Origin of the sequence: Robertmurraya korlensis NBRC 107688 (genome assembly GCF_001591645.1) — a bacterium.
In the GTDB taxonomy this organism is placed as follows: Bacteria; Bacillota; Bacilli; order Bacillales; family Cytobacillaceae; genus Robertmurraya_A.
Window position 1 is genome coordinate 21,674 of record NZ_BCVH01000025.1, and the last position, 20,884, is coordinate 42,557.

Below are 20,884 nucleotides of genomic sequence, written 5' to 3' on the forward strand. Positions count from 1 at the left end.
ATAATAATTATAATTTAGTATTGATTATAATTTAATATATGTTATTATTTAATTATAAACCAACTGAGGAGGAATTTTATTATGGAATTACAAGCTCAACTCAATCAACAAATCTCAAACTGGAATGTTCTATACACTAAGCTTCACCGTTTCCACTGGTACGTAAAGGGCCCTTTATTCTTTACCCTTCATGCGAAGTTTGAGGAATTATATAATGAGGCTGGTTTAGTAGTCGATCAATTGGCAGAACGACTTTTAGCTATTGGTGGACAACCGGTTGCTTCTATGAAGGAATACTTAGAAACAGCTACTCTATTTGAGACTAACAATGAAACAAAGGCTAGTGAAATGGTTGCTGCCCTCGTTGCTGATTTTAAACAAGTGAAAGATGAACTTGCTTCTCTAGCTACTTTGGCTGAAGAAAACCATGACATCATCACTAACGATATGGCAACAGGACTTATCGAATCCCTAGATACACATATTTGGATGTTGACTGCCTACTTAGGAGAATAATATTAATAGAAGATAAAGTCAGTGACAATTGTCGCTGACTTTGTTTTTTATCGAAAGCTCCACCTGTACAAAAACTATGTTAATATAACTTTATAATTGAAAGCGTTTTCATAAAAAGGTGGTGAATTTTTGAGAAATACCTCAGAAACCTTGTAATTACAGTATTTACGACCCCGTAAAACGAAAAAATCATTGTTCATACTTTGTTCAATATTTCACAAACTATTATTGTTTTTATATGTTATATTTAATTCAAGAAAAACATTAGGGGTGAAAAACATGATGGTATGCGAATGGAAGAACTTTTCTACAGACACTGAGACTTATACATTAGAAGTTTTTGAAGAAGTCATTGGAGATGAATTCGAGTCAATGATGTTTAAAGAAAATGAAAGCCTTCCAGCATTCATTTGGACAGTTAATTATGTAGTCATCGTAAAGAGCTGTTCAAAATATATTTCAGATATTTCTTTTGAGAAGATCCCTAGAAATCCAGTTTGCGCGTAACGTCACTATGACGTTTACCTATACATCTTGCAATACTTCAAAGTTAATTTTTTTTACTAATGAATGTGAAATATTTCACAAACTAAAATGTTTAAACGGAGGTCTTTAATATGGCAGTTGAAGAAAAAGTACTCACTGAAAATCAAGAAGTTGCAAAAATGATTGATGATCTAGCTGCAAAAGGTCAAAAAGCATTAAAGGAATTCCAAAGCTTTACTCAGGAAATGATTGATGAAATCGTTAAAGCAATGGCACTAGCAGGACTTGACCAGCATATGCCTTTAGCTAAGCTAGCGGTAGAAGAAACAGGTCGCGGTGTTTTTGAAGATAAAATGATCAAAAACATATTTGCAACAGAATATGTTTACAACAATATTAAGAATAACAAAACAGTTGGAATTATCGATGACAACCAATTTGAGGGTGTTTATACAATCGCTGATCCAGTTGGAGTGGTTGCTGGGGTAACACCTGTAACAAACCCAACATCAACTACAATGTTCAAATCACTAATTGCTATCAAAACAAGAAACCCTATCATCTTTGCTTTCCATCCATCTGCACAAAAATGTAGCAGTGAAGCAGCGCGTGTCGTACGTGATGCAGCGATTAAAGCCGGTGCTCCTGAAAACTGTATCCAGTGGGTTGAAAAGCCATCTGTAGCAGCTACTCAAGCATTAATGAAGCACCCTGGAATTTCACTTATTTTAGCAACGGGTGGACCTGGAATGGTTAAATCAGCTTATAGCTCTGGTAAGCCTGCTCTAGGTGTTGGTGCTGGTAACGTTCCTTGTTATATCGAAAAATCAGCAAAAATTAAGCGTGCAGTAAACGACTTAATCTTATCTAAAACATTCGATAATGGTATGATTTGTGCTTCTGAACAAGCGGTTATTATCGATAAAGAAATCTACAATGACGTGAAGAAAGAACTAATTTCTAATAAGTGCTACTTCCTAAACGATGCAGAAAAGAAAAAGGTTGAGGCATTGGTTATTAATGAAAATACTTGTGCAGTTAACCCAACGATCGTAGGGATGCCTGCTGCTAAAATTGCACAGCTTGCTGGAGTAGAAGTACCTGAAGATACTAAGATTCTTATTGCTGAACTTAAAACAGTTGGACCTGAATCTCCACTTTCTCGTGAAAAACTAAGCCCAGTTCTTGCTTGCTTCAAGGTGAACAGCTTAGAAGAAGGTTTAACACGTGCTGAAGAAATGCTTGAATTCGGTGGACTTGGTCACTCAGCTGTTCTTCATTCAACAAACGAAGAAGTAATGAAGGAATTTGGACTTCGTATGAAGGCTGGTCGTATCATCGTTAATGCCCCTTCTTCACAAGGTGCAATTGGCGACATCTATAACGCATTTATGCCATCATTAACACTTGGTTGCGGTACATTTGGTGGAAACTCTGTATCTCAAAACGTAGGAGCTATCCATCTTGTAAATATTAAAAAGTTAGCGAAGAGGAATAATAATATGCAATGGTTTAAGGTTCCACCTAAAATCTATTTCGAAAAAAATTCTACTCAGTACCTAGCTAAAATGCCAAATGTTTCAAGAGCATTTATCGTCACTGACCCTGGAATGGTAAAACTAGGATATGTTGACATCGTGACTCGTTACCTTCGTCAGCGTCCAAATCTAGTTCATGTTGAAGTATTTTCAGCAGTTGAGCCAGATCCATCTATCGACACAGTTATGGCTGGTGCAGAAGCTATGGCAGCATTCCAACCAGATGTTATTATTGCACTTGGTGGTGGTTCTGCAATGGATGCTGCAAAAGGTATGTGGTTATTCTACGAACACCCAGATGCAGACTTCTTTGGACTAAAACAAAAATTCTTAGATATTCGTAAGCGTGTTGTTAAGTATCCTAAGTTAGGTGAAAAAACTCAATTTGTTGCAATTCCAACAACATCTGGAACTGGTTCTGAGGTAACATCTTTCTCTGTTATCACAGACAAGGTAAACAACATTAAGTATCCATTAGCAGATTATGAGTTAACTCCAGATGTAGCGATCATCGATCCACAGTTTGTTATGACTGTTCCTAAGGTCATTACTGCTGATACTGGTATGGACGTATTAACTCACGCATTCGAAGCTTATGTATCTATTATGGCTAACGATTACACTGATGGTTTGGCTATGAAAGCAATCCAGCTAGTATTTGAATACCTACCAAGAGCATACCGTGATGGCAGCGATGCAGTAGCACGTGAAAAAATGCATAATGCTTCAACAATTGCTGGTATGGCATTTGCTAACGCATTCCTTGGAATTAACCACAGCTTGGCACATAAGCTTGGTGCAGAATACCACATCGCTCACGGACGTTCTAACACAATCTTAATGCCACACGTGATTCGTTACAATGCAACAAAACCAACAAAGTTTGCTGCATTCCCTAAGTACGAGAACTTTATTGCTGACCAACGTTATGCTGAAATCGCTAGAACATTAGGTCTTCCTGCTCGTACTACTGAAGAAGGTGTAGAAAGCTTAATTCAAGCGGTTATCAAGCTTGCTAAAGAGTTAGAAATCCCAATGAGCATCGAAGCAAATGGAGTAACAAAAGAAGCTTTTGAAGCTAAAGTTGATTACTTAGCTGAACGTGCATTTGAAGATCAATGTACAACTGCTAACCCTAAATTACCGTTAGTAACAGAATTAGCACAAATTTACCGTGAAGCCTTCAAAGGTGTGTAACAGAGATTGTAACTTGTTTAAATCTATAAGTGTTTTCCATTAGGAGATTCCCCTATCTCCCATTAAAATAGTAACCCATCCCTTCCCCCAGGGATGGGTTATTTTTTCCTTTCTCTTGACTTTAAAAAAGAGAGAACCATGTCGGTTCTCTCTTTTTGGCTAGCAGTGCTAACCTATTCCTTTTTCCTCATATCATCGAACTATCCCTTACCAGCGGTGGGCCTTTGCATTTCTGTGAAGAATAATCTCGGATTGAGATTTTCTCGTTTGCCCATTTACCTGATTACTACTAGCATGCTTTCGCCTTGTCCATGTGTGACAAAAAAGTTGAGAATGTTGATCCAAATGATCTCTAAAACTCATCTCTAATCACCTCATCGGTTTAGGATAACGTGCTGATATTCGGAGGAATATCTATTATAGCTTTTCACAATAACGAAAAATTATGATAGCTGATTTTGGAATTGATTATATTCTTCTACAATCTTCTCGATAATTGCATGATTCTGATCTAGATTTGTTAACCTAGTTAATACCGCCACTATTCCATCATTCTTCACACTCTTTTGAAGGTCAATCGCTTCTTGATCATCATTTGAAGTAAATAACAACGCAGCAGCCACTACTTTGCATAAATGAACGGGTGCTTCTTGAAACTCATTGAAGTATTCTAATGCTGGAGCAAATAACCGATCGTGAATGCCAAGCTTTCGAAGAGGGGATCTCCCCACTCTTTTCACATCGTCAATAATGTATTCATTTTTAAAACGGCCAATAATTTTGTCAATGTATGCTTGATGTTGTTCATTGGAAAACCCGTATTTTTTAACAAGAACTCTTCCTGACTCTTGCAATGCTCCAGAAACAATCTGGTGCACTCGATCATTTTGTATAGCTTCTGCAATAGGATGAAAGCCGTATACTGAACCTACATACGCAATTGCCGCATGCCCTGTATTGACTGTAAACAATTTTCTTTCGATATATGGAGCTAAGTCATCAACTAGTGTTGCCCCTTCAATAGATGGTTTTTCTCCCACCCAAGCCGTTTGCTCGATTACCCATTCAAAGAATGGCTCCACTTTTACCAAGAGCTTGTCTTCATTTGTTTGGTTCGGAACAATTCGGTCAACCGCGGAGTTTGGAAATCCGTAAAGAGAATCAAAGGTATTTCTATCTTCCTCTGTTAATTGTTCATATACCTTTTCCTTAAGAAAAGCACTACCGCCAATCATATTTTCACAAGCGATAATATTTAACGGTTTATCTGAAATAGCTGCTCTTTTTTTCAATCCTTTAGCAATCATCGGTGCAATAATTGCTAATATATTTGGCCCTACTGCCGTAGTGATTAAATCGGCCTGAATAATAGCCTCTTCAATTAGATCACCGTTTATGGCACTGTTAATAGCAGCAACGTTTTTCACTGTTGTTTCCGTTTGCTCTTTATTCGCCAATACCACTTTATATTCTTTACGCTCGTTAAGTAAATCAACTATTTCAGAATTCACATCAGCAAAACAAACCTCATATCCGGATTGTTGTAGCAATAATCCAATAAACCCACGACCTATATTCCCTGCACCAAAATGTAGAGCAAACATATTAGTTCACCTCAGCAAATAAATGTAGGATTTCTTCTTCTGTTTTAGCCTGAACGATTTTCTCGATATTTTCTTCTTCTGAACATACGATAGCAATGTTTGATAGAATATCTAGGTGTTCATTATTTTTTCCTGCAATTCCAATGAGGACCTTTACAATATTGCCGCCACCAAAATCTACCCCTTCTGGAGCTTGAATGATTGAAATTCCAGATTGTTTCACCAGATCCTTCGCATCCTCTGTTCCGTGAGGGATCGCAACGAAATTCCCCATATAAGTAGATGTTAACTCTTCCCTAGCAAGCATCTTTTCAATATATGATGGTTCAACATACCCTTTATCCACAAGAATTTGGCCTGTCTTTCTAATAGCCTCCTCCTTTGTTGACAACGCAACATTTAATTGAATCGTTTCTGCTGTTAAGATTTGTAATGACATATTGTCCACTCCTTAATGATTATATTTTGTTTCATAAATGTCCCTTACCTCGTTACATAAAAAATCAAATAGGGCTTCTCTTTCTCCATTCTCAAAAAGGTATATCGTGTCATGATTACGGATAAGAGATGCACTGATTTGGCTTAGAATCTCTAGCGCCTCTTCGGTTACTTCTTCCGGTGAAAGCATAAGGAGAATACGTTTATTAAGTATTTCTGTCCCATCCATAGCACTTACCTTCACTGGATGCTCAAGTTCATACATAGAAAAAGAGGGATTAATCACTTCATTACTTCTTGTATGGTAAAGAGAGAGTGTAGTCTCTGGGATCCCAAGGCCACCTAGCGCTTCCCTTCCCTTTAAGTGGTTAACAACACTTACTGGATCGTGAATGACCCCTTGGTCCAAGAGTGTTTTACATGCTGTTAATAAGGCTGATTCAATCGAATGATAACCTCCAAGCTTTTTTATAAAATAACCCGAAAGGATATCAATCGCTGCCGAGGTAAATTGATGGTTTTTTTGGATTCTCCCAAAAAACTCTTTCCCCGCTTCACTCTTGGAGGGTGAGTTCCTTAAATCATTCAGCTGTTTTGGCTGGTTAAGCTGTTCTACTCGGATAGACTGTTTAATTCTTTCAATCTCAGTCTGTGAAAGTATAGGACTTACTAGAACATATTGACCTTGATAATCCTTTAAAGGTACAGTCGAAATAATTATAGAATATTCCTCAGGATTTACTTGTTCAAAATCAAAAAGAGAAATATTTTTCGTTTTTAACCAAGGCAGTTCTTTTTGAATTTTTGTGGCAAGTATCTTTGATGTTCCTATTCCGCTCGAACAAACGACTAGGCCATTCATTTCCTTATTTTCTTCTCCCCTTAGCAAGGCAGAAGCAAAATGCATAACAAGAAAACCTATCTCTTCTTTTGGTACGATGAAGTCTGGAAAAACTAATTCAACCCCATCATTAATAATGCTAAATAATTCTCGGTAATCTTCCATAATTCGCTCAAGTAACGGGTTACTAATCTTCATCTGTTGCTTCATTCGATAGATCGCTGGACGCAAGTGAGCAATTAGACCTTGATAAAGATCAATGTTATTTTCAAGATTATTTCCTATCCTATTCCCCACATACTGGATGAGCTTTTGTGCTGTAAATCCCACTTGGACAGCTGTTTCTTCGAAGATATCCCCTTGCTCATTCCTTAGCTTTGCTCCTAAAAGGTGCATCGTAATATAACTTGCTTCACCTTGGGAAACAGAAATTTGAAATGCCTTTTCTAATCCCGAAACTATTTTTTCAGCAATCTTATACTCTTTTGTTGCAGAAAGCTGATCAGGGAATCTGTCATCTAGTGGTATCTCTACACCCTGCTGTATCCTTTCTGTTGCAAGAGCTAAATGGACAACCAAACCGATGTAAGCACTGTCCGCTATTGGGTAAGGCAGCTCCTTTTTTACATCATCAATAATACTTTCAATGATAACGAGCTTCTTTTTATCCACTAATCCAAGTAATCGGTCGGTAGCTGTATCCATCTCCATAGCCGATCGTTTCTGAATATTCTCACGGATAAAAGAAATAAACTCAAACTCATCCAAGTGATCTAAAATTAAGCTGCTCATGACTTTTCGCTTAGCTGTTTCTAGACCAGACAACTCAACTCCGTATCCTCTTTTACGAATAAGAGATAACCCATATGGTTCAATTTTTTCTTCGATTTTGTTTAAATCATTACTAACGGTTGCAATCGTGACATTCAGGTCATTTGCTAAAACAACCAGTTTTACGGGTTCTAAGCTTTCAAGTAAGCTTGAGAGAATAATGGTTTGTCGTTCATCCGGAGTGTACTCGTTATGAGAGGCACTGAATAAGAATAGTTTTAACTTCTCTTTGTTTTCACTACTCCCTTTTACAAGAATCCCCACCCCAGACTGCCTGGATAATGACAAATCGTAGGATTTTAGTATTTCTTCGACACCTTTTAAATCTCGGTGTACCGTCCTTGAACTTACGTTAAGAATTTTGGCAATACTACTCACGGTCGTTTCCTCTTCATTAAGAAGTATCACCTCGAGAATTTTCCTTTCTCTCGCTGTAATATACATAGACCATCAACTCCTAAAGAGTCCAACTTGATGACAATATTAAATTAAAAAGATGCTTATATTTAAATGATACTCTTGTAAATACCTGTTAACAACCGTTTAAAAATACACATTCGTCATAGTATTTGTTGACAAAATTAAATAAATACATAAAAATGGAGCCCAGATTAATCTAGACCCCTCTTCCCTTCATAATAAAAAAGCATAAATGATTACCAATATGATCAATCCAATAGGTATCCCAAAGTTTGCCCACTCCTTGCTTGAAATCCCTAGTTTATTAGCAGCTATGATATTCGGAATATTCCCCGGAATCAACATCCCTCCACTAATCAGTAATCCTAATAAAACCGCTCTTACTTTTTGTTCCTCCATCTGAGGACTCATTTCAGCCGCTGCAAGGGTAGCATTATCTAAAACAGCTGAAACCGTGTTAATCCAATATAGTAATGGTGTATTTAGATGAATGACATAGAGGTCAATGACTGTTTTAAATCCAGATCCTAGCAACGTCAAGCCCATAACAAACAGGTATATCTTGATTCCTCTATACAAAACGTCTTCATAAGTTTCATTGTTAATGTGGGCATTTGTGAATTCATGAGAATCCCTTGGTTTTTTGACTAGTACGGCAGCTAAGATTCCTAAGAAAACAATTAATGGGATAATAATAGGTCCTAATAATTCAATGAGATAAAAGAAATCCTCTTCTAACTTGCTGATTGCGATCGTGGCTACCGGTTCTCCCACAGGTGTTAAGCTTGCTCCTAATCCAATACTAAAACAGGATAGGACCACATAGCGGATAGCTGATTTAGGATCTAACCTCATGGATGTGACAAGAGCGACCAAGAGGAGAGAAGAAATAATGGCTGTTATAATACTCGATAGGAAACCCAAAATAATAACTGTGATAGCTACACACCATTTAAATGAAAAGGTACGTAACAACTGCTTGATGAATCTGTCTATGCTTCGATGAAACCACTTTAATAACAATGAGGCAACGAAAACAGCAATGGTTATACCAATAGGGTCACTCGCAGCTTTTAAGAATAAATCTTTACTCCAACTTCCACTTGAAATAGCAGTAATAGCACCCATAATAAAGATAAATATTTCAATATTGTTCTCTACAACCTTTACCTTTAAGGGTAAAAGGAGTACCAACAAAAAGACTAGTATTAACCACCACACCATCGTTCCGACATCTCCAATAGCATATTTCCTTTTTTAAGGATTTAAATATATATGCTTTTCTTTGGACAAACTTGCTATTATATTCAAAACAACAAACACCCCTAAACCGTTGATCGATTTAGGGGTGTTAATTTATTTAAGATTATTCACAATCTCATCATACTTAGGACTATTTAAAAAGTTTTCTACAGATACATGATGTGCATTTGGAAGCTTTGCTTTTGCACGATCCGTTAGATCTTTATGTGTTACAACGATATCAGCATCAGCTGGAAGGTTATTGATAGATGTATTCGCTACCTCTACCCCTTCTACCTCAGCTTTTTTCACTTTGTTACGTAATATGGATGCACCCATTGCACTTGAACCCATCCCAGCATCACAAGCAAAGATAATTTTATTCACTTTATGAAAGTCAACTTTGCTTTCTAGTGTATCAGTTACTGAACTCTTTTTCCCTTTCATTTCTTGCATTTTTTCTGTTGCCGCTTCTAAATCTTCTTCTTCGTTGTTTTTGCTAACCTTAAGAATAAATGATGCTACTGCGAATGATACAGCTGCTGCAACAATTACTCCTAATAGAACTCCTAAGTGACCACCCTTTGGAGTCATAGCCATTAAAGCAAAGATACTTCCTGGTGATGGAGGAGCTACAAGACCTGCGTTAAAAATCGTTAGTGTGAATACTCCACTCACGCCCCCTGCTATTGCAGCAAGGATTAACATAGGCTTCATTAAGATATATGGGAAGTAGATCTCATGGATTCCCCCTAAGAAGTGAATAATCACTGCACCTGGAGCTGTTCTTTTTGCTGAACCTTTCCCGAATAACATAATCGCTAAGAGAATACCGAGTCCAGGACCAGGGTTTGATTCTAGTAGGAACATAATAGACTTTCCAGCATCTGCTGCTTGCTCTACACCAAGTGGGCTTAAAATCCCGTGATTGATAGCATTGTTTAAGAATAATACCTTAGCAGGCTCAATAAGGATATTCGCTAACGGAAGAAGACCCGCATCAACGATTGCCTCAACTCCTGCAGCTAACGCATTGTTTAAACCTTCTACTACTGGACCAATTACTTTAAATGCGATTAAAGTTAAGATTCCACCTAAAATACCAGCTGTAAAGTTATTTACCAACATTTCAAAACCTTGTCTGATCTTTGGAACAATGACTGCGTCAAGCTTCTTAATTAGATACCCTCCAAGCGGCCCCATAAGCATGGCACCTAGGAACATTGGAATCTCTGCTCCCACGATCACACCCATTGTTGCTGTAGCACCGACTACTCCACCACGAGTATCATATACGATCTTACCACCTGTATAACCAATTAATAATGGAAGAAGATACGTAATCATCGGGCCAACTAACTTAGCGAAATCCTCATTTGGATACCAGCCTGTTGGAATAAATAAAGCAGTAATAATCCCCCACGCGATAAAAGCACCAATATTTGGCATAATCATACCACTTAAATGACTACCAAAGCGTTGGATTTTCACACGAACATCCGACTTTTGCGCTACTTGATTAGACATATAGTATAATTCCCCTTTCAGAAATATAAATCTTTTGTCCTTGTTTCTAACTTTATGATAAAGCGTTTTCAACACCTATTCAATTCAAACTAAAATGCATTTTGTCATGAACCATGTTGTCATAATTGAATTGTCACTATTGTTCATTGTTCTATAGGTTAAGAGACTTTAGATTCAGTAGTTCAGGAACATGGAGAAAAAAAGGGAGGGTTTGTGATTGTCCAAATACGAACCTGATTCGGTATTCGGACTAGACTTGCTCGTTTTTCTCTATGTTTGTGAAAGCTTTTTTGAATAGTTAAACCTAGATAACGTTCTTTATAATAAGGGAATCGAACAGACCAAATCAAACGCGATTTGGTCTGTTGATGTTCTCCACAAAACTGAACTACCCACATGCATTCTCTTTTCAGTTTCATTTAATCTGTGAGCGTAGTTTCTCTCCTTCTTCTGTTATCGCCCTTATATCTATTCGTTCAAACAGTGGGTGAATATTCTCTACAGACAATGGCAAGTTAGTAATCACTTTCCAGGAGAATCTAGACTGATGGAGCATTTTTCTAACTTCTTCACTTGAATGAGGAAGAAAGGGATGTAGTAATTGGGCAAAATTGATGATAAGAAACACACATGTGGCGATGGCTGCATCCCGCTTTTCTTCTTCCGCTTTCCATGGTTGCTGTTCATCAAAATACTTATTTGCATATCTTATGCACTCAAAAATGCCTTCTAGTGCTTGCTTCATTCTTGCTGCTTCAATGGCTTCCCCTACCTGCTGGTAAAGGGATTCCACACGGCTTTGGATGCTTTTATCAGGTGGTAATTGAGGCACTACACCATTTGTTTGCTTTTGAATGAACTTTAACGTACGGTTTACAAAATTCCCATACGCTCCTAACAGCTCACCATTATGACTGTATATAAATTCCCGCCAAGAGAAATCTGTATCCCGATTTTCAGGTGCGTTGATTGTTAGAAAGTATCGAATCGAGTCTGGGTGATACCTCTCTAATAGATCCTGGATCCAAATGGCCCAATTTTTGCTTGTAGAAATCTTCTTTTTTTCTAATGTTACGTAATCATTTGATACGATATAATCAGGTAAACCCTCCAAACCAGACCCTATTTGTATAGCTGGCCATATGATTGAATGGAAAGGGATATTGTCCTTCCCATGAACATAGTAGCTACGTGTTGTTTCCCTCCAGAAGTCCTCAACATCTCTTCCATTTTCTTTCCCCCATAGAAGACTTGCTGAGTAATACCCTGCAACCGCCTCAATCCACACATAAATTTTCTTATGTTCAAATCCTTTTATTGGGACGGAAACGCCATTTGGCAGGTCACGAGTAGCTGGTCGATCTTTCAATCCTTCCCTTAAATATCTTTCGGTTAATTGTAATGCGTTCTCACGCCAGAAACCTTCCCTATCTCTCTTCAGTTCTTCCACTTGGTGTTGAAGCTTACTTAATGCTAAGTAATAATGCTCCGTTTTCTTAATGACAGGTGATGAGCCACATATTTTACAAGTCTTATGATGGAGCTCGACTGGATCTAATATCGTAGAACAATAATCACATTGATCACCACGTGCTTGTTCCCCACAGGTCGGGCAGATTCCTTCGACATAACGGTCAGGTAGAAACTGATCACATTCATTGCAATATACTTGATCTATCTCTTTTGTATAGAGTAAACCGTTATTATCAATCTTTAAAAATAAGTCCTGTACCACACTAGCATGGTGAGCAGAATCCGTACGAGTATAACAATCATAAGAAAATCCTAGCTTTGTAAAGCACTCTTCAAACTCTTGGTGATATCTATCGGCTATGTCAGTTACGTCCATCCCCTCCTGCATGGCACGAATCGTAATAGGTGTCCCATTACAATCACTTCCCGACACATATAAAACCCTTTCGCCTTTTAAACGGTAGTATCTTGCCAGAATATCACCTGGCAGTAAGCCTGCTACATGACCAATATGCAGGGAACCATTTGCATATGGCCATGCCCCCCCAATAAATACATCCATTCAAGATTCCTCCTTTTATAAAAATAAAAAAAGCCCTGTCCGTATCTTAATAAAGATAAGGACAGGACTTTACTCCCGTGGTACCACCTTAATTCACCAACAGCTCACACTGTTAGCCTCTGCAAGTACGAAAGCAGTGAAATACTCTACTCTTATACCGTGACATTGATAACGGGTGCCAACTCCCGACAACCCCTACTTCTGTGGATAACAGGTTCAGTTCGCAGCTCGGAGGCCATTTTTCAAATGTGAATCCTAACTCCTTTTCAGCTTCCGGAGCTCTCTGCTTAGGATAACAATCATTTTACTTTTCCTCTTCTACGCCTTTTCAGATATTATATATAAAATCTACAAATGTAACAATATACCAATTAAAATCCCTAACTCACTTTTTACCTAGGTAAATCTCCCTAATTTCTTTTAATGGAATCCCTTTTTCCCTTTCTACCCTTTATAATAATAGAAAGAAAACTTCCGGAGGCAATGATGGAGAGTATTACTCATTTTCTTATAAATTTATTAATTATCTTGGTATCGTTACTCTTTTTTCAGGGCTTCGTCATTAAGAATCATCTAAAAAGAACACATCTAGAGTTTTATATGTTCCTCACCCTTACCATTTCAGTTTCCCTTTGTATGATGTTTCCCTTAACACTTCCAGGTGGAATTCCTTTTGACTTAAGATTTATACCGCTGGTTCTTGGTTGCCTTTATGCGAGTAGGTACACAGGTGTTTGGCTAGTAGCACTTATTGTTGTCTTACGAATCGCTATTCACGGATTTGAAAATTCTTGGTTCGCTATAGGAAATGCCATAATTTTTTCCTGTATATGTTTTACGATAAGGGAGAAATTCAAGCAATACTCATTAGCACAAAAGGTTACCCTCCAAGTTTCATTATTTATAGGCATGTCTATCTGGGTGTTGACAGGCTCGAAATTATTATTTCAGTCACCCATTACCGTATCTTTTACCTTTGCCTATACAGGCATTCATGCTGCTGGAATAGGATTGGCTATCTTTATGGCCGAACATATTAAAAATCAGCATCTACTATTATTACGGTTAATAAGGAGTGAAAAGGCAGAGGTTGCCAGTCACCTAGCTTCAAGCATCTCTCACGAAGTAAGGAATCCTTTAACAGCCAGTCGCGGATTTTTGCAATTATTAAGTGAATCAAGCGACATACCAGAGAAAGAAAAGGCTTATATAGACTTGGCAATAAGTGAAATTGACTCGGCTGATCATATTATTAGAGATTACTTAACCTTTGCCAAGCCTACTGCTGAAAAAATTGAGATTCTAGAAATGAACAAGGAAATTCAACAAGCTATTCAGATTGTTGAACCCATGGCAAAACAATTCAAGGTCGAAATCCACTCTCAGCTAGATTCAGCATTCATTACTGGTAGCTCAGGACTTCTCCAACAAGTTTTAGTGAATATTATGAGAAACGGGATAGAAGCCATGTCAACAGGTGGAACCCTAACCGTTCATTCAGTTAGGGAACAAACGTCCCTTTTAATAAGTGTTAAGGATGATGGAATTGGTATGAGCCAGCAGCAAATCAATCGACTAGGTGAGCCCTATTTTTCTACTAAAGACTTAAAGGGTACGGGACTTGGTATGATGGTCGTCTACCGTATAGTTGAAAGTATGAAAGGGAACATACATATAGATAGTAAAAAAGGGATTGGTACAACCATTTTCATTCGACTACCATATATGACCGATGCGGAGGAACGTAAGATCTCATAGTATGTTAAATAAAAATCCGGTTCAATTTTGAACCGGATTTTTTTATGAATTTTTAGATTCCATGTTGTTTAATTTACTATTTTTATACCCATACCCAATGTATATAGCTAAACCGATTAGTAACCAAACGATAAATCCCTTCCATGTAAATGCGGATAACTGGAGCATTAAATACACACAGAAGACAACTGCCAGAATAGGAATAACTGGAACAAAAGGTGTCTTGAACGGACGTGCTAAATCTGGCTGTGTTTTACGAAGCACAGCTACTCCAAGAGATACGGTTGCAAAAGCAAACAATGTTCCAATACTTGTTAGCTCCGCAAGTTTGTGTAATGGGATAAAGCCTGCAAAGATGGCCACTAATCCCCCGGTTACCCATGTACTGGTAATAGGTACTTGAGACCTTGGATGAACGGTTGATAATTTTTTCGGTAGTAGTCCATCTCGGCTAATTGCATAAAATAAGCGCGTCTGTCCAAACATCATAACAATTAGAACCGTTGTTATTCCTACAATGGCACCAAGTGAGATAAAACCTGCTGCCCAATCTTGTTGGATAAATCGCAGGGCAAATGCAACTGGATCCTTTACGTTTAATAGATTAAACGGCACGATACCTGTTAGGATCAACGAAACAGCAATGTAAAGAATGGTACATATCGCTAGAGCAGAAATAATCCCAATTGGAAGATTTCGTTGGGGATTTTTTACTTCCTCAGCTGCTGTTGATACAGCATCAAATCCAAAATACGCAAACACCACAACAGCTGCACCCGCTACTACTCCTGATGCACCAAATGGCATAAACGGCTGCCAATTAGATGGTTCTACATACCATACTCCTATAGCAATAAATAGGAGAACAACTGCAACCTTAATGACAACCATGACGGCATTAAATTTTGCTGACTCTTTTACCCCCTTGGTTAATAAAAGGGTAACTAATAGCACAATAATAATAGCTGGTAGATCTACGAATGTCCCCTTTGACGGATCAAACGCACTTGTTAAAGCGGTCGGTAAATGCAAACCGAACCCTGCTAATAAACTTTGGAAATAACCGGACCAACCACTTGCAACAGCTGACGATGCCAATCCATATTCAAGAACTAAATCCCAACCAAGTATCCATGCAAGTAGTTCTCCAAATGCAACATATCCATATGTATAGGCACTTCCTGATTGAGGGATCATTGAAGCGAATTCAGAGTAACAAAGGGCTGCGAATACACAAGCTAGTCCAGCAATAATAAATGATAAAATGAGTGCAGGGCCTGCATATTCAGCGGCGGCAACTCCCGTTAATACGAATACCCCCGTACCAATGATCGCTCCAACGCCTAACAAAGTTAGATCGAATGCACCTAATACTCGTTTGAGGGAACCTTCTGCTGTGGCATTCCCTACTTGTTTCTTGCGAAATAAATCCATTATATCCTCCCATAGAGTTTGAAATAATTGTCGAAAAACATCGAATATACCTTAGACATTCTACATAATTGTTCGAGGCTTGTAAATTAAAAATTATGGTAATATAAGAGATTCAAAAATTTCTAATTGTATGTTGCCCAGTAAACAATTTCTCTATGTTACTAAACAAAAAAAGACCTTTATTCTCCGATAGAATAAAGGTCTTTTATTACTTATGCGTGGAAATTCGTTCCATCTGTCGTTGCTTCAATAATGCCAGCACGAATGACAAAGTCTCCAAAATGTTCCCCGTCATTACGTTCCTTTGCATATCGAGGAATAATGGAACCAAGCTCTCGAAGGATTTCTTCTTCTCCAATATTTTCACGATACATCTTGCTTAATCGACTTCCATCAAATGCAGCACCCAAATACATATTGTATTTTCCTGGGGCTTTACCGATAAACCCAATTTCACCTAATGCATGTCTTGCGCATCCGTTTGGACAGCCGGTCATACGGATGGTAATTTCTTTATCTCTTAGCCCATTTTCTTCAACGATGTCTTCAATCTTATCAATGAGCTTTGGCAGGTATCTCTCTGCTTCCGCCATAGCAAGGCCACATGTTGGTAGAGATACGCATGCGATTGAACTGCGACGTAACGCAGAGTGATGTTTTCCATCTGTTAAACCATACTTTTCAAGTAACTCCGTAATTTTTTTCTTTTTCTGTTTAGACACACTACCAATAATTAAGTTTTGGTTCGCCGTTAAACGGAAATCTCCCGTATGAACCTTTGCAATTTCACGTAAGCCTGTTTTTAATGGGTAGCCATCGAAATCTGCGATACGTCCACCTTGCACAAATAATGTAAAATGCCAATTTCCTTTTAGACCTTTTACCCAACCATATCGATCACCATTATGATCAAATGAGTAAGGCTTTGCTTCTTCAAACTGCCAGCCAAGTCGATTTTCTAACTCAAGCTTAACATTCTCTAGTCCCAACCGGTCTACCGTGTACTTAAAACGGGCATATTTACGTACAGAACGATTTCCATAATCACGTTGAATCGTAATAACCTTCTCAGCCACATCGTATACTTGCTCAGGCGTACAGAAGCCGATCACTTTTGCAAGCTGCGGATAGGTATTTTTATCACCGTGTGTCATTCCCATACCACCACCGATTGCTACGTTAAACCCAACAAGCTTCCCGTCTTCAACAATCGCAATATAACCTAGATCCTGTGAGAAAACATCTACATCGTTCTCAGGAGGAATCGCCATACCAATTTTGAATTTACGAGGCAGGTAAAGTGGTCCATACATAGGCTCCACTTCTACATCAGGAGTACCTGCCACTTTTTCCTCATCAAGCCAAATTTCATGATAGGCTCTTGTACGTGGAAGCAAATCATCGCTCAGCTTCTTCCCCCACTCATATACCTCTGCATGAATTTCTGATTGATGTGGATTAGACGTACTCATGACATTTCTATTCACATCACCACATGCAGCGATTGTATCCATAAGAGCTTGATTTATGCCTTGAATCGTACTCTTCATATTCCACTTTAAGATTCCATGAATCTGGAACGTTTGGCGAGTGGTTAATTTTAAAGTACCATTCCCGTACTTTTCAGAAAGCTCATCCATTACCAGCCACTGCTCAGGTGTCGCGACACCGCCCGGTAGTCGAACACGAAGCATGAACTGATATGCTGGTTCTAGCTTTTGCTTTTGTCTTTCTGCACGCACATCACGGTCATCCTGTAAATAGCTACCATGATGCTTCATTAATCGGTTATCATCCTCTGGGATTCCCGCACTGATACGATCAAGCATTACTTCTTTTAATGTTCCACGTAGGTAATCGCTTCGTTCTTTTATTCCCTCTACATCACTAGCAGGGCCTTCAGGCGCTTTTAAATTATCTTTCACTTCCACCATGCTTAAAACTCCTTTCATTCAAACTCAGTATACGTCACGCTGGTATCGTTTTTCTTTCTGCATAGTAGCTAAATAGCCTTCCGCTTCTTCACGACCCATGCTGCCTTCTTTTTCAATTATCGTAATTAATGTTTGATGTACGTCATGAGCCATATGTTTCTCATCACCACAAATATATACGACCGCTCCCTCTTGAAGCCACGCATATAATTCCTGGCTTTGCTCAAGCATACGGTGCTGAACATATACTTTTTCGTTTGTATCTCTTGAAAAAGCAACATCCATTTTAGTAAGAACTCCATCTTTTAACCAATTTTGCCATTCGGTTTGATATAAGAAATCTGTTACAAAGTGCTGGTCACCAAAGAACATCCATGACTTACCCTCTGCACCATTTTCCTCACGCTCTTGCATAAATGAACGGAATGGTGCCACTCCTGTTCCAGGACCGACCATAATAATCGGTGTAGCAGAATTTTCTGGTAGCTTGAAGTTTGGATTGTGTTGAATAAAGATTGGAAGTGTATCTCCAGCTTGTAAACGTTCAGCTGTAAGAATCGAGCATACACCCTTTCTTTCACGTCCATGTGAATCATAACGCACCGCACCAATCGTCAGATGAACTTCCTCTGGGTTGGCAGAATAGCTACTTGCAATTGAATATAATCGTGCAGGAAGCTTTCTTAATATAGAGACAATTTCCTGTGAAGAAGCTGTCCATGGGCCGAAATCACGAAGCAAATCAAGTAAATCACGACCATGAATATACTCTCTTACTTTTTCTGCATTTTCTGGCTTCACCAGCTCCTGTAATTCCTGATTCACAGAAAGCTTGGCTGCCTGTTCCACAAGTGGCTTAGTCAGTACTGTTATTTCAAAGTTGGTAAGAAGCGCATCTTTTAGTGTTCGCACTTCTCCTTGTTTATTAATTGTTATCTGATCATCGGCATTCCAATTCATCTCCGCTAGGATATTCTCCACAAGCTCTGGATCATTCTCTGGATAGATACCTAGGCTGTCACCCGGTTGATAAGTTAATCCTGAACCTTCTAGTGATAACTCAAGATGACGTGTTTCTTTATTTGATCCACGACCATTTAGATTTAAGTTTTCTAATACTTCAGCACGGAAAGGATTTGTTCTTGAATAAATAGATTCCTCTGGAGTTACTTGTACGACCGCACCAGCATGAGCTTGGCTTGCCGCAGTTCCAGCCTGTCCTAGAGCCGCAAGAACACTCTCAATCCATTCAGCCGCTGGCTCATCATAATCTAAATCACAGTCCACTCTCTCCGTTAATGACTTGCCACCTAACTCCTTAAGGCGTTCATCAAATTCTTTTCCTGTTTGACAGAAGAATTCGTACGAGCTATCCCCTAACGATAAAACCGCATAGTTAAGCTCATCTAACTTTGGAGCACGCTTGCTGTGTAAAAACTCGTGGAAGGATAACGCATTATCAGGTGGTTCACCCTCCCCATGTGTACTTGCAACAATCAATAGATTCTGTAGTTTCTTTAAATTATTCGGTTTAAAATCACTCATGGATGAAACCGTTACTTGAAAACCATTGCTTTCAAGCGTTTTACCTGCTTTTGTAGCAAGTCGTTGTGCATTTCCTGTCTGTGAACCAAAAAGGATGGTTACTTCTTTCGAAATTGGCTTTGAAGCTTCCACTGATAGGGCTACAGAAGCTGATTCTGATACAGCAGTTGCTGGTGCTGCTTGAATAGCTGCTAAATATCCACTAAGCCAAACCTTCTGTGATTCAGTTAATGTCGGCAGTATTTTGTTAAGAAGCTCTGCCTGCTCCTGACTAAACGGGCTGTTCATGACCTGAAGTTGCAACGAAATCCACCTCACAAAAATAAATAGACTAATTTCTCCAAAATTCGCAAAATATCTTAAAAATCATTATATATTAATTATTCCAATAAGTTAAGTCGGTTTTAATATTTAACCGTTAACTACAGATTTCTCTTCTATGATAATTACTTTACCTTAAGTTTGGCTATTGGTAAAATACATATAACTGATTATAAGTATTAATATTTCTAATAATAAGGAGGATCAAGTATGTATTTTGATGAGTTAAAGACCTTTGTCACTCTAGTGGAAGTAAAGAACTTCACCAAAACGGCTGAACTCCTTCTCATGTCTCAACCAAGTGTTAGTTTACATATTAAGAATTTAGAAAACGAGTTTCAAACGAAACTATTCATACGTTCTCCAAAACAACTAAAAATCACTCCTTCTGGAGAGATTTTGTATGATCGAGCCAAACAGTTAATAAGCATGTATGAGCAAACCAAACAAGATATCCTCGACTTGCAAACATCTGTTAGAGGATCCTTGAAAATCGGGGCAAGCTTTACCATTGGAGAGTACATTCTACCTTCTCTTCTTCATGACATCCAAAAGGACCATCCGGCACTCGAACTTGAAGTGGTTATAGGGAATACGAAGGAAATTGTTCAATCCGTTAAAAGGCATGAAGTGGAGATTGGCCTAATTGAAGGGCAAACCAACGAAAAAGAACTATCTGTCCACCCTTTTTTAAAGGACGAGCTTTTTGTTGTATCATCCGCTTTGCATCCTCTTGCAACAATGAATAGAGACATATTCATATCAGACCTTCAAAACCAAGTATGGGTGACGAGGGAGGTTGGTTCAGGTACCCGGGAATACTTAAATCACGTGATCCGTTCGAATGGGTTAAAAATACAATCCCTTCTATCTATTAGTAGCAATCAAGGAATTAAGGAAACCATAAGTAAAGGTATGGGTCTATCACTTTTATCTAACAGCGTGATCCATAAAGAAGTCAACCATGGAGAGTTAGCCATCATCCGTATCAAAGATTTTCAATTCCCTAGAACACTGTCTTATGTTTACTCTCCTACTATGAAAAAAAAGAAAAACGTGGAGCTTTTTATTACGAGCCTCCAAGAGATGTGGCCCTACCACTCTGAATCAATTTAAGTATAGCTCGCTCCTTCGAGCTTTATTATGTATTTATTTGGGGACTTTTTTAAATAAGAAAAAGTGCCTGTCCTTTAATAGAGAATATGGACAAGCACCTT

15 protein-coding genes and 1 other annotated feature are annotated in these 20,884 nt (G+C 38.4%); of the genes, 5 read left to right on the plus strand and 10 right to left on the minus strand.

The genetic code is table 11. The features are described from left to right. The first annotated feature begins 81 nt into the window (after positions 1 to 81). The 3 genes from BKO01S_RS20825 (at position 82) to adhE (ending at position 3,737) form a co-directional block, all read left to right on the plus strand. Positions 82 to 516, plus strand: a complete 435-nt coding sequence (locus BKO01S_RS20825) for a Dps family protein (protein ID WP_066059079.1) — start codon at positions 82 to 84, stop codon at positions 514 to 516. Between the two features lie 279 nt (positions 517 to 795). Next, on the plus strand, positions 796 to 1,023 hold the full coding sequence (locus BKO01S_RS20830) for a hypothetical protein (RefSeq protein ID WP_066059082.1): 228 nt from the start codon (positions 796 to 798) through the stop codon (positions 1,021 to 1,023). Positions 1,024 to 1,133: 110 nt separating this feature from the next. After that, complete coding sequence (adhE, locus tag BKO01S_RS20835; RefSeq protein WP_066059085.1) at positions 1,134 to 3,737, plus strand: bifunctional acetaldehyde-CoA/alcohol dehydrogenase; 2,604 nt, start codon at positions 1,134 to 1,136, stop codon at positions 3,735 to 3,737. A gap of 207 nt (positions 3,738 to 3,944) precedes the next feature. Here the strand turns inward: adhE and BKO01S_RS24075 are convergent, their stop codons facing one another. The 7 genes from BKO01S_RS24075 to metG all read right to left on the minus strand — a co-directional run bounded on the left by BKO01S_RS24075 (position 3,945) and on the right by metG (position 12,675). Beyond that, the gene (locus BKO01S_RS24075; protein WP_084362168.1) at positions 3,945 to 4,100 is read right to left on the minus strand and encodes a YpzG family protein; all 156 of its coding nucleotides are present in this window, start codon (positions 4,098 to 4,100) and stop codon (positions 3,945 to 3,947) included. 80 nt (positions 4,101 to 4,180) lie between these two features. Beyond that, a complete protein-coding gene (locus BKO01S_RS20840) occupies positions 4,181 to 5,341 on the minus strand; it encodes a mannitol-1-phosphate 5-dehydrogenase (RefSeq protein ID WP_066059090.1) in 1,161 nt (386 codons plus the stop codon). A gap of 1 nt (position 5,342) precedes the next feature. Further along, a complete protein-coding gene (locus BKO01S_RS20845; RefSeq protein ID WP_066059093.1) occupies positions 5,343 to 5,780 on the minus strand; it encodes a PTS mannitol transporter subunit IIA in 438 nt (145 codons plus the stop codon). Positions 5,781 to 5,792: 12 nt separating this feature from the next. Then, positions 5,793 to 7,895 carry a BglG family transcription antiterminator gene (locus BKO01S_RS20850; RefSeq protein WP_066059096.1) on the minus strand — a complete coding sequence of 701 codons (2,103 nt, stop codon included), beginning with the start codon at positions 7,893 to 7,895 and terminating at the stop codon, positions 5,793 to 5,795. A 189-nt stretch (positions 7,896 to 8,084) separates the two neighbouring features. Next, entirely contained in the window at positions 8,085 to 9,095 is a 1,011-nt protein-coding gene (locus tag BKO01S_RS20855) for a DUF1646 family protein (protein ID WP_066059099.1), read from the minus strand. Positions 9,096 to 9,227: 132 nt separating this feature from the next. Further along, positions 9,228 to 10,640 (minus strand): PTS mannitol transporter subunit IIBC, encoded by a 1,413-nt coding sequence (locus BKO01S_RS20860; protein ID WP_066059102.1) that lies wholly within the window; start codon positions 10,638 to 10,640, stop codon positions 9,228 to 9,230. A gap of 415 nt (positions 10,641 to 11,055) precedes the next feature. Beyond that, positions 11,056 to 12,675, minus strand: a complete 1,620-nt coding sequence (gene metG / locus BKO01S_RS20865; RefSeq protein WP_066059105.1) for a methionine--tRNA ligase — start codon at positions 12,673 to 12,675, stop codon at positions 11,056 to 11,058. A 54-nt stretch (positions 12,676 to 12,729) separates the two neighbouring features. Then, positions 12,730 to 13,005 (minus strand) — a binding site (T-box leader). A 156-nt stretch (positions 13,006 to 13,161) separates the two neighbouring features. Between metG and BKO01S_RS20870 the strand changes: the two genes are divergently transcribed. Next, positions 13,162 to 14,433 (plus strand): ATP-binding protein, encoded by a 1,272-nt coding sequence (locus tag BKO01S_RS20870; protein ID WP_066059108.1) that lies wholly within the window; start codon positions 13,162 to 13,164, stop codon positions 14,431 to 14,433. Between the two features lie 42 nt (positions 14,434 to 14,475). Here the strand turns inward: BKO01S_RS20870 and bcaP are convergent, their stop codons facing one another. The 3 genes from bcaP to BKO01S_RS20885 form a co-directional block, all read right to left on the minus strand. Continuing rightward, on the minus strand, positions 14,476 to 15,867 hold the full coding sequence (gene bcaP, locus BKO01S_RS20875; protein WP_066059111.1) for a branched-chain amino acid transporter BcaP: 1,392 nt from the start codon (positions 15,865 to 15,867) through the stop codon (positions 14,476 to 14,478). 212 nt (positions 15,868 to 16,079) lie between these two features. After that, positions 16,080 to 17,801 carry an assimilatory sulfite reductase (NADPH) hemoprotein subunit gene (cysI, locus tag BKO01S_RS20880; protein WP_066059112.1) on the minus strand — a complete coding sequence of 574 codons (1,722 nt, stop codon included), beginning with the start codon at positions 17,799 to 17,801 and terminating at the stop codon, positions 16,080 to 16,082. Between the two features lie 24 nt (positions 17,802 to 17,825). After that, positions 17,826 to 19,649 (minus strand): assimilatory sulfite reductase (NADPH) flavoprotein subunit, encoded by a 1,824-nt coding sequence (locus tag BKO01S_RS20885; RefSeq protein ID WP_066059115.1) that lies wholly within the window; start codon positions 19,647 to 19,649, stop codon positions 17,826 to 17,828. A 228-nt stretch (positions 19,650 to 19,877) separates the two neighbouring features. Between BKO01S_RS20885 and BKO01S_RS20890 the strand changes: the two genes are divergently transcribed. Then, the gene (locus tag BKO01S_RS20890) at positions 19,878 to 20,783 is read left to right on the plus strand and encodes a LysR family transcriptional regulator (protein WP_066059118.1); all 906 of its coding nucleotides are present in this window, start codon (positions 19,878 to 19,880) and stop codon (positions 20,781 to 20,783) included. Positions 20,784 to 20,884 lie beyond the last annotated feature (101 nt).

Excerpts from the sequence above, each read along its gene's own strand:
- BKO01S_RS20825 (WP_066059079.1), top strand. The coding sequence starts at position 82 with ATGGAATTACAAGCTCAACTCAATCAACAAATCTCAAACTGGAATGTT.
- BKO01S_RS20830 (WP_066059082.1), top strand. The coding sequence starts at position 796 with ATGATGGTATGCGAATGGAAGAACTTTTCTACAGACACTGAGACTTAT.
- adhE (WP_066059085.1), top strand. The coding sequence starts at position 1,134 with ATGGCAGTTGAAGAAAAAGTACTCACTGAAAATCAAGAAGTTGCAAAA.
- BKO01S_RS24075 (WP_084362168.1), bottom strand. The coding sequence starts at position 4,100 with ATGAGTTTTAGAGATCATTTGGATCAACATTCTCAACTTTTTTGTCAC.
- BKO01S_RS20840 (WP_066059090.1), bottom strand. The coding sequence starts at position 5,341 with ATGTTTGCTCTACATTTTGGTGCAGGGAATATAGGTCGTGGGTTTATT.
- BKO01S_RS20845 (WP_066059093.1), bottom strand. The coding sequence starts at position 5,780 with ATGTCATTACAAATCTTAACAGCAGAAACGATTCAATTAAATGTTGCG.
- BKO01S_RS20850 (WP_066059096.1), bottom strand. The coding sequence starts at position 7,895 with ATGTATATTACAGCGAGAGAAAGGAAAATTCTCGAGGTGATACTTCTT.
- BKO01S_RS20855 (WP_066059099.1), bottom strand. The coding sequence starts at position 9,095 with ATGGTGTGGTGGTTAATACTAGTCTTTTTGTTGGTACTCCTTTTACCC.
- BKO01S_RS20860 (WP_066059102.1), bottom strand. The coding sequence starts at position 10,640 with ATGTCTAATCAAGTAGCGCAAAAGTCGGATGTTCGTGTGAAAATCCAA.
- metG (WP_066059105.1), bottom strand. The coding sequence starts at position 12,675 with ATGGATGTATTTATTGGGGGGGCATGGCCATATGCAAATGGTTCCCTG.
- BKO01S_RS20870 (WP_066059108.1), top strand. The coding sequence starts at position 13,162 with ATGGAGAGTATTACTCATTTTCTTATAAATTTATTAATTATCTTGGTA.
- bcaP (WP_066059111.1), bottom strand. The coding sequence starts at position 15,867 with ATGGATTTATTTCGCAAGAAACAAGTAGGGAATGCCACAGCAGAAGGT.
- cysI (WP_066059112.1), bottom strand. The coding sequence starts at position 17,801 with ATGGTGGAAGTGAAAGATAATTTAAAAGCGCCTGAAGGCCCTGCTAGT.
- BKO01S_RS20890 (WP_066059118.1), top strand. The coding sequence starts at position 19,878 with ATGTATTTTGATGAGTTAAAGACCTTTGTCACTCTAGTGGAAGTAAAG.